This is a genomic window from Pseudomonas leptonychotis (genome assembly GCF_004920405.1).
GTDB classification, from domain to species: domain Bacteria; phylum Pseudomonadota; class Gammaproteobacteria; order Pseudomonadales; family Pseudomonadaceae; genus Aquipseudomonas; species Aquipseudomonas leptonychotis.
The window spans coordinates 241518-254951 of record NZ_RFLV01000003.1; the positions used below are offsets into that span (position 1 = coordinate 241518).

General features: G+C 60.3%; 12 protein-coding genes. 5 read left to right on the plus strand and 7 right to left on the minus strand.

Annotation, left to right across the window (positions count from 1 at the left end; translation table 11 throughout):
- Window positions 1–69 precede the first annotated feature (69 nt).
- The 3 genes from D8779_RS15420 to D8779_RS15430 all read right to left on the minus strand — a co-directional run bounded on the left by D8779_RS15420 (window position 70) and on the right by D8779_RS15430 (window position 2926).
- A complete protein-coding gene (locus D8779_RS15420) occupies window positions 70–1446 on the minus strand; it encodes a PepSY-associated TM helix domain-containing protein (RefSeq protein ID WP_136665375.1) in 1377 nt (458 codons plus the stop codon).
- A gap of 96 nt (window positions 1447–1542) precedes the next feature.
- Window positions 1543–1926, minus strand: a complete 384-nt coding sequence (locus D8779_RS15425) for a DUF2946 domain-containing protein (RefSeq protein WP_136665376.1) — start codon at window positions 1924–1926, stop codon at window positions 1543–1545.
- A gap of 82 nt (window positions 1927–2008) precedes the next feature.
- Window positions 2009–2926, minus strand: a complete 918-nt coding sequence (locus tag D8779_RS15430; RefSeq protein WP_136665377.1) for a LysR family transcriptional regulator — start codon at window positions 2924–2926, stop codon at window positions 2009–2011.
- 105 nt (window positions 2927–3031) lie between these two features.
- Here D8779_RS15430 and D8779_RS15435 point away from each other — a divergent pair, with 105 nt between their 5' ends.
- The 4 genes from D8779_RS15435 to D8779_RS15450 all read left to right on the plus strand — a co-directional run bounded on the left by D8779_RS15435 (window position 3032) and on the right by D8779_RS15450 (window position 6681).
- Window positions 3032–3325, plus strand: coding sequence for a putative quinol monooxygenase (locus D8779_RS15435; protein WP_136665378.1), 294 nt, complete (start codon window positions 3032–3034; stop codon window positions 3323–3325).
- 12 nt (window positions 3326–3337) lie between these two features.
- The gene (locus D8779_RS15440; protein WP_136665379.1) at window positions 3338–4354 is read left to right on the plus strand and encodes a zinc-binding alcohol dehydrogenase family protein; all 1017 of its coding nucleotides are present in this window, start codon (window positions 3338–3340) and stop codon (window positions 4352–4354) included.
- A gap of 152 nt (window positions 4355–4506) precedes the next feature.
- Window positions 4507–6348, plus strand: a complete 1842-nt coding sequence (locus D8779_RS15445) for a PAS domain S-box protein (protein WP_136665380.1) — start codon at window positions 4507–4509, stop codon at window positions 6346–6348.
- A 153-nt stretch (window positions 6349–6501) separates the two neighbouring features.
- Window positions 6502–6681, plus strand: coding sequence for a hypothetical protein (locus D8779_RS15450; RefSeq protein WP_136665381.1), 180 nt, complete (start codon window positions 6502–6504; stop codon window positions 6679–6681).
- On the opposite strand, the gene D8779_RS15455 is transcribed toward D8779_RS15450, so the two are convergent.
- From D8779_RS15455 to D8779_RS15465, 3 genes are all read right to left on the minus strand, one after another.
- On the minus strand, window positions 6678–7868 hold the full coding sequence (locus tag D8779_RS15455; protein ID WP_136665382.1) for a Bcr/CflA family multidrug efflux MFS transporter: 1191 nt from the start codon (window positions 7866–7868) through the stop codon (window positions 6678–6680). The two genes, D8779_RS15450 and D8779_RS15455, sit on opposite strands and share 4 nt — an antisense overlap.
- Before the next feature lie 151 nt (window positions 7869–8019).
- Window positions 8020–11154 carry an efflux RND transporter permease subunit gene (locus D8779_RS15460; protein WP_136665383.1) on the minus strand — a complete coding sequence of 1045 codons (3135 nt, stop codon included), beginning with the start codon at window positions 11152–11154 and terminating at the stop codon, window positions 8020–8022.
- 12 nt (window positions 11155–11166) lie between these two features.
- Window positions 11167–12306: an efflux RND transporter periplasmic adaptor subunit gene (locus D8779_RS15465; RefSeq protein WP_136665384.1), complete on the minus strand. Its 1140-nt coding sequence runs from the start codon at window positions 12304–12306 to the stop codon at window positions 11167–11169.
- Window positions 12307–12444: 138 nt separating this feature from the next.
- Here D8779_RS15465 and D8779_RS15470 point away from each other — a divergent pair, with 138 nt between their 5' ends.
- Window positions 12445–13074 (plus strand): TetR family transcriptional regulator, encoded by a 630-nt coding sequence (locus tag D8779_RS15470; protein WP_136665385.1) that lies wholly within the window; start codon window positions 12445–12447, stop codon window positions 13072–13074.
- Between the two features lie 8 nt (window positions 13075–13082).
- On the opposite strand, the gene D8779_RS15475 is transcribed toward D8779_RS15470, so the two are convergent.
- Window positions 13083–13295 carry a heavy-metal-associated domain-containing protein gene (locus D8779_RS15475; protein WP_136665386.1) on the minus strand — a complete coding sequence of 71 codons (213 nt, stop codon included), beginning with the start codon at window positions 13293–13295 and terminating at the stop codon, window positions 13083–13085.
- Between the last annotated feature and the right edge of the window lie 139 nt (window positions 13296–13434).

The following is a 13434-nucleotide window of genomic DNA, read 5'->3' on the forward strand; positions in this document are numbered from 1 at the left end:
AGTCCATGGCATACACAGCAGGGTGAAGCAATCAGTGAGCGCAAGCCAGGCCTGCGCTCATGCCTTTACTCAATCGCTGGCCAGCGGACGCAGCCCGGCAAGCCGCGACAACAACAGCCAGTCCAGCGCCCAGATCAGCAGCAGCGAAGCTCCTACCAGCGGGAAGGCCGCACCGAGCAGGCACATGATGACGATGGCGGTTTTCCAGCGAGGTAAGTCGTGGCGCAGCGGTGGCACACCAAAGCGCCCTTGCGGGCGACGCATCCACCACATCAACAAACCGCTGACCGCGCTGAGCAGAATCAACAGACACACCAGCAGCATAAACAGCTGGTTGGCCAAGCCGAACAGCTTGCCTTCGTGCAGCACGACGCCGGTTTCCACGGCTCTGGCCACCAGGCCGTAATCCTTCCAACGCACATCGGCCAGCACCGCGCCGCTGTATTGGTCGATATGCAGGGTGGCATCGTTGCGCGGGTCATCGGCGAACAGCGCCACGCTGTACACACCACGCTCGCCCTTGGGCAGGGTGATGCTGTAACCCGGTTGCACGCCCTGCTCAGCGGCGCTGTCGACCACCTGCTGCAAGCTGACCTGCGGCGCAGCGCTGGACGCAGGATTGGCAGCATGGCCATTGTGTGCGGCATGCGGGTCGGAAGCCGGCAGCGGCGTGGTTTCCACCGCCCAAGCCACGGTCTGCTGGCTGCTGTTGTTCAGACTGCCGGTGAGCTTTCCGGACTGCGGCACGTCATCCCACATCGCCGCCGGAAAGTGATTCCAGGCACCGGCAAACTGCGCGCCCCAAAAGCCGGTCCAGGTCATACCGGTGAGCAGCATAAACAGCAAAAACAGCGAACCCCAGAAGCCTGTCACGGCATGCAAGTCGCGCCACAGCAAACGCCCTCGCGCACTCAGTCGTGGCCACAGCACACCCGCCCCGCTGCTACCGCGCGGCCACCACAGGTACAGACCCGACACCACCAAGACAATGCCCCAGCCCGCGGCCAACTCGATCAAGCGATCGCCGACAGTGCCAATCATCAGCTCGCCGTGCAGCTGGCGGGCGATGGCTTGCAGGTTGCTCTGCGCATCCTGGCTGCCGAGCAGCGTGCCGCGATAAGGGTCGACAAACAGGTTCAGCGCTTGCCCGGCATTATCGACAACAAACTGCGCGCTGCGGCCCTCGGTCACTGGCGGCATGTACTGTTTAATCAACGCCTGCGGATACGCCTGCTGCACCGCCGCCAATTGCTGATCCGCGCTGATCTGCTGCGCCGCCACCGGCACCTGCAGCAGCTCGGGGTACATCAGCTGATCGAGCTGCGGTTTGAACAGATAAATGATCCCGGTGAGCGACAGCAGGATCAGAAACGGGATAACGAACAGCCCGGCATAGAAGTGCCAGCGCCAGGCCAGGTTGTAAAAAGCAGGAGCACGTCGGCTCATAGGTCAACTCCAATTAGCTCGCAAAAACCACACCCGCACGTGCAAATGAGCACAGATCGGCTGTCATACGGTGGGCATAAGCCCGCTGGTTATTCGCTAGAGCAACGGAGAGGCGCGAGGGTTGGCCGAGGGCCAGAAGTAACGAACGGGACGGGGAAGAAAGACAAAGAAGGTAGTCGGTGCACGGCTGGCCGCCAGCAGCCCCAGCAAACCGAAGAAGGCCGCCAGGATGATCGCGCTGAACAGACTGGTAAGGCTACAACCGCTTCCCGTAGCCGGGTTGGGCGCCACCACCCCAGAACCATCCAGATCCGCACCCGCACCGAAGTTGCCGTCGAAGGAGCAGTACTGGCTGCTGAGCCCACTGAGCTGCAAACCCGCCATCTGCCCGTGCCCGATACTGCAGGCGAACGCGCTGAACAGCACGCTGAAATACAGCATCCAGGCCAGCAGACGGCGGTCAGTACGGGTCAATTTCATGGGGCGCGACTCTAGCATTGCTTCTGCGCGGTATTCGCGCGGCTCGACTGTGGTTGATTGCCGCAGCGTGCTGGCGGCAATCTTAGTGCGGCCATGGCGCATGCGCCAACAACTCAGCGCATCGCGTTTGTACAAACTCGCGCAACAGCAACACCGGCTTGCTCAGCTGCGCCCGGTGCGCGCAGATCAGATTGAGCGGCGTCGGCTCACCGCGTAGCTCAGGCAGTAGCACCCTGAGCCGCCCGGCCTGCACATCGCCGGCCACATCCAGCCAGGATTTGTACACCACTCCAGCCCCACTCACCGCCCAGCGCCGCACCACATCGGCGTCGTCACTGACCCGATCACCCTTCACGCTGATGCTCTGCTCACGCCTGCCATCGCTAAAGCGCCAACGGTCATGCAACCGCCCGCCGAGCATATAGAGCAGGCAATTGTGCTCCGCCAGCTCCTCCACCGTTTGTGGCGTGCGATGCCGCTGCAGGTACTGCGGCGCGGCGCAGAGCACACGGCGGTTCGCGGCGGCCACCGGCAAAGCGACCAAACTGGAATCCTCCGGGGCGCCGTAGCGCAGGGCGATATCCACCGGCTCGCGAAACAGATCCGCTACACGATCGCCCAGCAGCAGGCGCAGTTGCACCTGGGGGTGCGCCTGCTGAAATTCGTCCAGCCAGGGCAGCAGGATGTTGCGACCGAAGTCCGACGGTGCCGACAACTGCAGCGGGCCGCTGATACCGACCTTGCTGCCGGCCAACTGTTGGCGCCCCTCGTCTAGGCTCTGCAGGGCCAAACGCGCGTTGCCGAGAAACAGCTCGCCTTCAGGCGTCAACCGTAAGCTGCGGGTAGAGCGGTTGAACAGGCGCGCTTGCAACTGTTGCTCGAGGCGTTTGAGCCCGGCACTGGCCACCGCTGGGGATATATCCAAGCGGCGTGCCGCAGCCGACAGGCTGCCCAGATCAGCGGTGCAAACAAACAATTGCAGGTCATCAAAACGCAGCATGGCAATTCATTATCAAAATAATATTGAAAGAGACTCTAGTAGCAGGCTGTTTTTCTCGTCAATCAAATAACCGAGCATGGCCATCTCTTCAACCGGAGCCAACGTATGTCGAGCCCACTCACCCTCATTGCCACCATCACTGCCCTGCCCGGCCACGCGCAGGCACTTGAAGCCGGCCTGCGCCAGCTCGTGCCACCCAGCCAGGCAGAAGCCGGTTGCCTGCAATACAACCTGCACCGCCATCAGGACCAGCCCAACCGCTTCATCATGGTTGAGCAATGGCTGGATGCCGCCGCCCTCAGTGCGCACCAGCAAACCGCGCACTTTAAGCACTTCGTCGACACCTGCGGCAGCTTGCTGGAACCGGTCGATCATCAACTCATGCACCGTATTCTCTAAGGAACCATTCAGATGAAAGCCGTCGCCTATTACCAGTCCCTGCCAATCGACCACCGCGATGCACTGCAAGACGTGCAACTTGCGGCCCCCACACCTGGCCCCCGCGACCTGCTGGTCGAGGTCAAGGCTATTTCAGTGAACCCGGTGGACACCAAAATCCGCCGTAACGTTGCCCCCGAAGACGGCGCAGCCAAGGTGCTCGGCTGGGACGCCAGCGGCATCGTCCAGGCCGTGGGCAGCGAGGTCAGCCTGTTCCAGCCGGGCGACCGGGTGTATTACGCCGGAGCGATCAACCGTGCCGGCGCCAACAGCGAACTGCATGTGGTGGATGAACGCATCGTCGGACACATGCCCAAGACGCTGGCGTTCGCCGAAGCGGCCGCCCTGCCGCTGACCGCAATCACCGCTTGGGAGCTGCTGTTCGAGCGTCTGCAGATCAGCCAGGGCAGCGCGGACCTGGGCCAGAGCCTGTTGATTGTCGGCGCGGCCGGCGGCGTGGGTTCGATCCTGGTGCAACTGGCGCGTCAGCTCACCGGGCTGACCGTGATCGGCACCGCCTCACGCCCCGAGACCCAGGTTTGGGTGCGTGAACTGGGCGCCCACCATGTGATCGACCACCGTCAACCCCTGAGCGAAGAACTCAAGCGTATCGGCATCAATCAGGTGACCCACGTCGCCAGCCTGACCCAGACCGATCAGCACTTCGCCCAACTGGTAGAAGCCCTGGCTCCGCAAGGCCGCCTGGCACTGATCGACGACCCCGAGCAGGCGCTGGATATCATGCAACTCAAACGCAAGAGCCTGTCGCTGCATTGGGAGCTGATGTTTACCCGCTCGCTGTTCGAGACTGCGGACATGATCGAGCAGCACCGGCTGCTGCAACGAGTTACCGAACTGGTCGATGCCGGCACCCTGAAAACCACCCTCGGCGAGCACTTTGGCAGCATCACTGCCGCCAATCTGAGTCGCGCCCACAGCTTGCTGGAGAGTGGCACAGCCAAGGGCAAGATCGTTCTCGAAGGCTTCTAATAACCCACCGGCCCACACCCTCGTGGGCCGGGCAGATTTTTTAGCGTGCACCCTGCAGCCGACTAGGAGCGAGCTAGACTCACCACATTGCCTGTATGCAGTCAGGCAACAATCCATTCACCTTCAAACTGGCTAGCCATTGGCGGTAAGGGATGCGACCCGATCTTCAAGGCCCACTGCGCCTGGCTGGCGTCTATATCCTGTTCAGCTCTCTGTGGATTTTCGGCAGCGAGCACCTGCTTACCTTGTTCGTCAGTGAACACGATCTGGCCGCCGAGCTGCATTGGGTGCAAGACCTGCTGTTTATTCTGCTCAGCACCGGGCTGATCTTTTTTGTCAGCTACCGTGACCGCCAAGCGCAGCGCCAATTGCTCGAAGAGCTCACCCACAACAGCCGCCTGCTGCAACAGACGCAACGCACCGCCGCACTCGGCAGCTGGGAATACCGCAACGGTTTCAGCTGGAGTGACGAAGCACTGAGCCTGCTCGGCCGTAACCAAGACAGCCAACAGTGTAGCGTTCAGCACCTACTCAGCTGGCTACACCCTGCTGAGCGCGCTAGCGTCCAACGCGCTTTGCAAGCCTTGCTAGAGGAGCGCACGGCCATGACAGTCAGCGCCCGCCTGTTGCAGCCCCAGCAACAGCATGCCACCTGGCTGATGCTGCGAGGCGAGGTCGATGAGCAAGGTAGAACCCTCGGTACGGTGCAGAATATCAGCGCGCAGAAACGTGATGAAAGTGCCCTGCGCGAAAGCGAGCAGCGCTTTCGCCAACTGTTCGAACAAACCCCACGGATTGCCGTGCAGGGCTATGACCGCGAACGCCGGGTTATTTACTGGAACCAGGCCAGCACCCTGCTCTACGGCTATGCCATGCACGAAGTGATGGGGCGGCGTCTTGAGGAGTTGATCGTTCCCATCTCTGCACGCAGCAAGGTGGCCAGCGCGATCAATACGTGGCAACTCGGCGGCCCACCGATTTCTGCCGCCGAGGTACAGCTCCAACGCAAGGACGGCAGCTTGGTGTGGGTCTATTCCAGCCACCTGATTCTACGTAACAGCTTTGATCAGCAAGAGCTGTACTGCGTCGACATCGACCTCACCGAGCTGAAAAAAATAGACAGTGAATTACAGCTCAGCGAGAGCCGCTACCGCTCACTGGTTGAACACCTGGGTGATGCGATTTTTATCACCGATGTCGACGATCAATTGAGCTTCCTCAATCCTGCGTGGACCCAGATCAGCGGCTACCCGATCCACGAAAGCCTGGGCAGCCCACTGCAGCGTTTTATCCCGGAGCTGGGACAAAGTAGCCTACGCCAACGCCTGCAAGAACTGCGCAGCGGTAAGCTGGCCAACTTGCGCCTGGAGTGCCAGCTGCTCACCCGCAATGGCCAAGCCCGCCGGGTTGAACTGCACCTGCACCTGAGCCTACCCGAACACAGCCTGCACGGTAGCCTGCATGACGTGCATGACCGCCACCAGGCCCAGCAGCTGCAAAAGGCGCGTAACGCGGTGCTCGATGAGCTACTGGGTCTGCATCCGCTGCGCAGCATTCTGAGCGGCATCAGCCAACGCCTGGAAAGCCTGCAACCGCAGATGCGTGCCTCCATCATGCTGCTTGATGAACAACAGTGCTTGCATGTCGGCGCAGCACCGAGCCTGCCAGACGCTTATTGCCAAGCCATCGACGGGCTGCAGGCGGCGTTGGAAGTCGGCTCATGCGGACATGCCGCCGCCAGTGGTGAGCTGGTGATTGTCGAAGACCTCAGCCAGCACCCGTATTGGCACGATTACCAAGCCATCGCCCTGGCAGCCGACCTGCAGGCTTGCTGGTCATTACCTTTCAAGGATGACAACGGCCAGGTACTGGGTACCTTCGGTATCTATTACTCGCAGCCAACCCGGCCAAGCGCTGCTGATATCGCCCTGGTTACCGAGTTCACCCGGCTTGCAGGGCTGGCCGTGCAGTTCAGCGTCACCACCGTGAACTGATCAGACCAACGGTGCGCCAGCGCTGGCTGGGTTTGTTACAGGTCAATGAATGTTCATATTGAGCGACTAAACTGCCCTCTCCTAAACCTATTCACGCACTCGCGCGGTAACGCCATCCCAGGCGAAACAGGTTCTTACAGAGGAGGTTCGGCGATGAACATCATGATCAAACCGCTAAAAACAGCCGCCGGTAGCCGCTGGCAAGTCCGCCTCGGCACGCACAGTGTCACCTTGCGCAGTGAAGCCGAAGCCCGCCAATTTGTCAGCACCTTACAAGCACGGGTGAATGCACCGCATGCCTTGCCGGTCGAGCTGCAACGCGCCGCCGGCTAACGTGGCACGCCCGTTGTGCCGCGCTCGGCCCAACGGGTGAACAGCGAGAAGCCCATCGACAAAACCCCGCAAGCGAAAATCACCACGGCTACCGGCCAGGCGCTACCGTCATGCAGCACGCCCACAAGTCCAGCGGCGCTGGCCGCAATGGCGAACTGCAAGCTGCCGAGCAACGCCGAGGCGCTGCCGGCATGGCGGCCTTGCCCAGCCATGGCGCTGGCTGTGGCGTTAGGCAGGAGAATACCGAGGCAGGCGATGCAGCCAAACAGCGGCAACATCAATGGCCACAGGCTCAGCGGCTTGGCGATTGCCACCAGCAACAACGCCAGACCGCAGGTCAGGTAGAACCCTACGGCGCGGCGCAACCAATAACTCGGGCCGTGCCGCGCCACGAGCCAGGCATTGAGCTGCGCAGCCAGAATAAAGCCCAGGGCATTGCTGCCGAACAGCCAACCATAGTGGGCCGCCGGAACGCCATAGAGCTCGATAAATACAAATGGCGAGCCGGCGATGTAAGCGAACATACCCGCCACGGCAAAGCCACCGGTCAGCGCATTACCGAGAAACGGTCGGTCACCCAGTAACCGTCGGTACTCGCCAAGGGCGCCGCGCAACGGTGCAACGGGCACGTCCTTCGACAAGGTCTCCGGCAGCCATAAAGCCACCGCCAGCATGCACAGCAGGCCGAACAGCGTCAGGCAAATAAAGATCGAAGGCCAGCCCAAGGTGCTAAGCAACAAGCCCCCCGCCAGTGGGGCGAGGATCGGGGCCAGGCCCATCACCAGCATTAACTGGGAAAACACCTTGGCCGAATTGATCGGGTCGCACATATCACGCACCACCGCGCGCGACACCACCATCCCGGCGCAGCCGCCCAACGCCTGCACGAACCGTGCAGCAATCAGCCATTCCAGGCTCGGTGCCAATGCGCACGCCAACGACGCCAGACTGAACAGCAACAACCCGACCAGCAACGGCATGCGTCGCCCAAAACGGTCAGCCAGCGGCCCGTAGAGCAGCTGGCCAATGGCCAAGCCGATAAAGTAGGCGGCCAGCGATTGCTGCACATGTTCCACATCAGTGCCAAAGGCCCGGGCCAGTGCCGGGAAGCTGGGCAGATAGAAGTCGATAGCCAGCGGGCCAAACGCGCTCAATGCACCAAGAATCAACAAAATACGTAACGGCATGAGTATCCAGACGAAGGGGTGAATCGATTCACAATAATGACGACACCCCGCCAGCCAAAGGCTGTGGGGTGTCGGTTCAGCCCGGATCAACTCCGGTTATGTTGGTATCCGGCAGGGTGTTAAATGCGCTCACACTCCGCTCGCAGACGTGTCAGACAACAGAGTCCTTCGCCGCCTTCTTCGGCCCACCGCTTATCTTGGCCGCCAGTGACTCCACCAGCAGGTAGAACATCGGAATCATAAAGATCGCCAGGAACGTTGCCGCCAACATGCCGCCGATCACCCCGGTACCGATTGAGTGACGACTGGCCGAGCCGGCGCCTGAGCTGATCGCCAACGGTACAACACCGAGGATAAAGGCCAGCGAGGTCATGATGATCGGACGGAAGCGCAGGCGCGAAGCCTCCAGCGCCGACTCGAAAATGCCCATGCCATTCTGCCGATTGAGCACGGCGAACTCGACAATCAGGATGGCGTTCTTCGCCGCCAGGCCGATCAGTGTGATCAGACCCACCTGGAAGTACAGGTCGTTCTCAATACCGCGCAGCCACACCGCAAGGATCGCGCCGAACACCGCAAATGGCACCGCGGTGACCACCACTAATGGCAGCGTCCAACGCTCGTATTGCGCGGCGAGAATCAGGAACACCATGATCAGACCGAAGACAAAGGCACTGCTGCCCGAACCCTGGGACGCCACTTCCTGGAAAGCCGACCCCGTCCAACCGATGCTGTAATCGTTACCCAGCACTTCGTCAGCCACTTGCTGAATCGCCTCCAAGGCTTGACCCGAGCTGAAGCCTGGAGCGGGGCCGCCAAGAATCTTCGCCGCCGGATAGACGTTGAAGCGCGCGTAAGTATCGGGGCCGAGAATTCGCTCAACCTTAACCAAACTGGCCAGCGACACCAGCTCACCACTGGAGGCGCGCACATAAACCTGCGACAGGTCTTCAGGTTTGCGCCGGAAGTCTGCCTCGGCTTGCAGGCTGACCTGGAAGGTACGGCCATACAGACTAAAGTCGTTGACGTAGTAGCTACCGAAGGTGGACTGCATGGCAGTGAATACATCGTTCACCGGCACGCCCAAGGCACTGGCTTTGGTGCGATCCAGGTCGATGTAGTACTGCGGCACATTGGCGCTGAAGGTGCTCTGTACACCCGCCAACTCAGGACGTTTGGCCGCGGCGGCGATAAACGCCTGCACCTTAACTGCCAACTCGGCAGTGGTGCCGCCGCTGCGGTCTTGGATATAGCCTTCAAAACCACCCGTGGTGCTCATGCCGGTAATTGGCGGCGGGTTAAAACTCATCACCATGCCGTCTTTCTGCGCCGCGCCCATGCCCATGAATTCACGGGTCAGGTTGCGCGCATCCAGCTCAGGCGTCGTGCGCTCGCTCCAGTCTTTCAGCGGCACAAAGGACACCCCGGCGTTGCTGCGTGTGCCGAAGGTCAGCACGTCGAAGCCGGCAAAGGTCACCACATCCTGCACCGCAGGGTGCGCCATCAACTGCTGGGTCACGTCACCGGTGAGTTTCTCGGTACGAGTCAGCGAAGCGGCTGGGGGCAGGAAGTAGGCGTTGATCACATAGCCTTGGTCTTCGTTGGGCACCAGCGAGCTGGGCACCCGATTGAACAGTAGCACCATCACCGCGATCATCGCGCCGAACAGCAGCAGGCCGACCGCCGAGCGCTTGAGGAAGAAGCGCACGCCGGCGGTGTAGCCGTTGGTCAATTTGTCGAAGAACCGATTGAAGGCGCGGAACGGCGCAGCCGGTTCGTGATGCCCAGGCTTGAGCAGCAAAGCGCACAGCGCCGGGCTCAGGGTCAAGGCAACGATGCCCGAGATCACCACCGACACGGCAATGGTGATGGCGAACTGTTTATACATCTCCCCGGCCAGGCCACCGAGAAAGCCCACTGGCACGAATACCGCGCAGAGCACCAGCACGATGGCGATGATCGGCCCAGTCACTTCTTCCATGGCCTTGATGGTCGCTTCACGGGGGCCTACCTTGTCGGTGGCCATCACCCGCTCAACGTTCTCGATCACCACAATGGCGTCGTCCACCACGATACCGATGGCCAGCACCAAACCGAATAGGGTCAGCAGGTTGATCGAAAAACCCAGCATGTGCATGCCGGCGAACGTGCCGATCAGCGAGACCGGAATGGCCAGCACCGGGATCAGCGTGGCACGCCAGTTCTGCAGGAAGATAAATACCACCAACACCACCAGCACCAAGGCTTCGAAGAAGGTATGAATCACCTCCTCGATCGATACCCGGACGAATTTAGTGGTGTCGTAAGGCACTTTGTAGGTCATGCCACTGGGAAAGTTCTTCGACAGTCGAGCGAGTGTTTTGCTCACCGCATCGGCAGTATCCAGAGCATTCGCTCCGGGCTGCAGATAAACACCAAAAGCGGCGTTCTGCTGGCCGTTGAGCGAGGTCATCAGCGAGTAGTCCTGTGCCCCCAGCTCGATCCGCGCAACATCCTTGAGCAAGAGACTGGCACCGGTTTGATCGGTACGCAGGATGACGTTTTCGAACTCTTTGGGGTCAGTAAAGCGGCCCTGGGTGGTCACCGTATAGGTGAAATCTTGTTCCTGCTTTAGCGGCTGCTGGCCGAAACTGCCGGCGGCAAACTGGGAGTTCTGCTCGCGAATCGAATTGACCACATCGGTCGGGGTCAGATTGAACTGCGCCAGCTTGTCCGGGCGAAGCCAGATGCGCATGGAGTAGTCTTTCGAACCGAACTGGCTGACATCGCCCACGCCTGGCAAACGCTTGAGCTCGTCGATCACATTGATCAAGGCATAGTTGCTGATGTAGATCGGGTCGCGCGAACCATCCGGCGAATACAGAGTAACCACCTGCAGAATGTCCGAAGATTTCTTCTGCACTTTGACGCCCTGGCGGCGCACTTCTTCCGGCAACTTGGCCAGGGCGGCTTGCACCCGGTTGTTAACGTCGATGGTGGCCTGATCCGGATCAGTGCCTACCTCAAAGTAAACCGACAGGCTCATGGCGCTGCCGCCTGAGTTGGACTGCTGGTAGATCATGCCCTGCACGCCGTTGATCGACTGCTCCAGGGGGGCGGCTACGGTTTCGGCGATAACCTGAGCGCTGGCACCGGCATAGTTAGCGCTGACCGACACCTGCGGCGGCAAAATTTGCGGGTACTGGGCGATCGGCAGCGCGCGCATGGCCATCAGGCCCGCCAGCACGATGACGATCGAGATGACCGCGGAAAATACCGGACGGTCGATAAAGAAGCGTGAAATCACTGAATACGCTCCTTAGGATTTTTGCGCAGATGAGCTGGCGACTTTTACCGGGGTATCCGGTCGCACTTTGGCCAAGCCTTCAACGATCACCCGGTCACCGGCACTGATACCGGCCATGATGACCCAGCGGCCTTTGGCGGTGTGCCCGGTAGTGACCTGGCGCATGCGCGCCACATCGCCTTTATCCACCACATAAACGAAGGTGCCGGCCGGGCCTTGTGCAATTGCACGCTCCGGCAGCGTCATCGCATTCGGCATGCTCAGGCCCTTGACGTGTACACGCACGAACTGGCCCGGCAACAACCCTTGATTAGGGTTGGGCACCACGGCACGAGCACTGACAGTACCCGTGCTGCGATCGACCAGGCTGTCGGTGAAATCGACCTTGCCTTCCAACGGGTAGACGCTGCCGTCACCGAGAACAATCTGCACGCTCATCTTGCCGTCTTCCGGGCGAAGCAGGCTGCCGTTTTGCAGGCCGCTGCGCACGCTCTCAACATCCGAGTCAGGGGCCGCAAAGTTGACGTAAATAGGGTCAAGCTGAGTGATGTTGCTCAACAGGCTGGCATTCGGATCGCCGGCCACCATCAGGCTGCCTTCGGAGACGGTTTCCTTACTGGTAATCCCGGAGATCGGTGCTTTCACCGTGGTGTAGTCGAGATCGATCTGCTTGGACTGCACCTCGGCTTGAGCGGCCTGGATATTGGCTTTGCTCTGCTCGAAGTTGGACACCGCGTTATCCAGCTCGCTCTCGCTGGCAAACCCCTTCTTCTGCAATTCGCGGATGCGCTTGAGATCGCGCTCGGTCTGCCGGTAACGCGCCTGTTCCTGCGCCAGCGCACCCTTGGCACGGCTCAGTGCCGCTTGGTAGGTGCGCGGGTCGATACGAAACATCACCTGACCCTGCTTGACCTGGCTACCTTCAAGGTAGGTGCGTTCTTGCAGGATGCCGCTGACCTGGGCCCGCACCTGCACTTCACGAAAGCCTGCGGTACGTGCCGAGTATTCGAATTCAAGCGGCAACGCCTCAACCTTGACGGTTTCAACCACCACTTCAGGTGCTGGCGGTGCATCAGCGGCGTACAGCGGAGCAGTCAAAAAAGCCAACAGCAGGGAACCGGCAGCTGCCGAGAAACGAGGGGGAAAAAGCATGGGTCTCTCCGAGACGACGCAAGGCACAAAAATAAGATCGGCAATGCTAGTTACATACACAAGTGTTTGTAAATAGAACATTAGCCTTAAGTTAATTACACTTTGCCCCTGAGCCTAGTCAGAAATACGTCTACCGCCATGCGCAGAACCAAAGAAGAAGCCGAGAAAACCCGTTGCGCCATTCTGCAGGCCGCCGAAACGCTGTTTCTGGAAAAAGGCGTGGCGCACACCAGCCTGGAACATATTGCCCGACACGCCGGCGTGACCCGTGGCGCGGTGTATTGGCACTTTGCCAATAAAGCTCATCTGTTCAACGCCATGCTCAGCCAGGTGCGTCTGCCGCCCGAACAGCTAGCCGAGCGCCTGCATGGCGATGCCGACAGTGACCCCCTGCACACCTTGCGCGATATGTGCATCGACGCCATTGAAGGGCTGGCCCGTGATGAACAAAAGCGGCGTATTTTCACGATTCTGCTTCGCCGCTGTGAGTTCACCGAAGAGTTGCGCGAGGCCGAAGAACGTCACGAAGCTTTTATTAACCTGTTTATCGATCTTTGCGAGCAGCAGTTCAATGCCCCATCTGTCAGTGCGCGCTTGCACCCGGGGCTCAGTCCGCGCCTGGCCGCGCGAACCGTGCATGCATTATTGATCGGTCTGTTTCACGACTGGCTGCGTGACCCCACGCTGTTCAATCCAGCGCAAGACGCCGCGCCAATGGTCGATGCCTGCTTTCGCGGGCTGATCCTCGATTGGCCCCTCACTCAGTGAGTTTGTACTCAGGCCAGGCCGGCGCTGTAGCCTGCTTCGGCAATCGCGATAATCAGCTCATCACTGGGCAAGCTACTACCCACCGTCACCTCGCCGCCCTGCAGCTTTACCCTGACATCGGCGGCCGCATCGCGCGCTAACACCGCTTCGGTTACCGATTTTACGCAATGATCGCAGGTCATGCCTTCGACCCGAAATGTATGAACGCTGGTTGCTTGCATCACTAATCACCTGAATTAACCTATTGAGGCGCACAGTGTCCTCCTTGCCAGCGGGGTAAGGTCAAGCCATAAAAAATCACCGGGCGGCATTTTTTACCTGACGTCGCACCGGTTCTAAGGGGTTGCCAGCAAAAAAGGG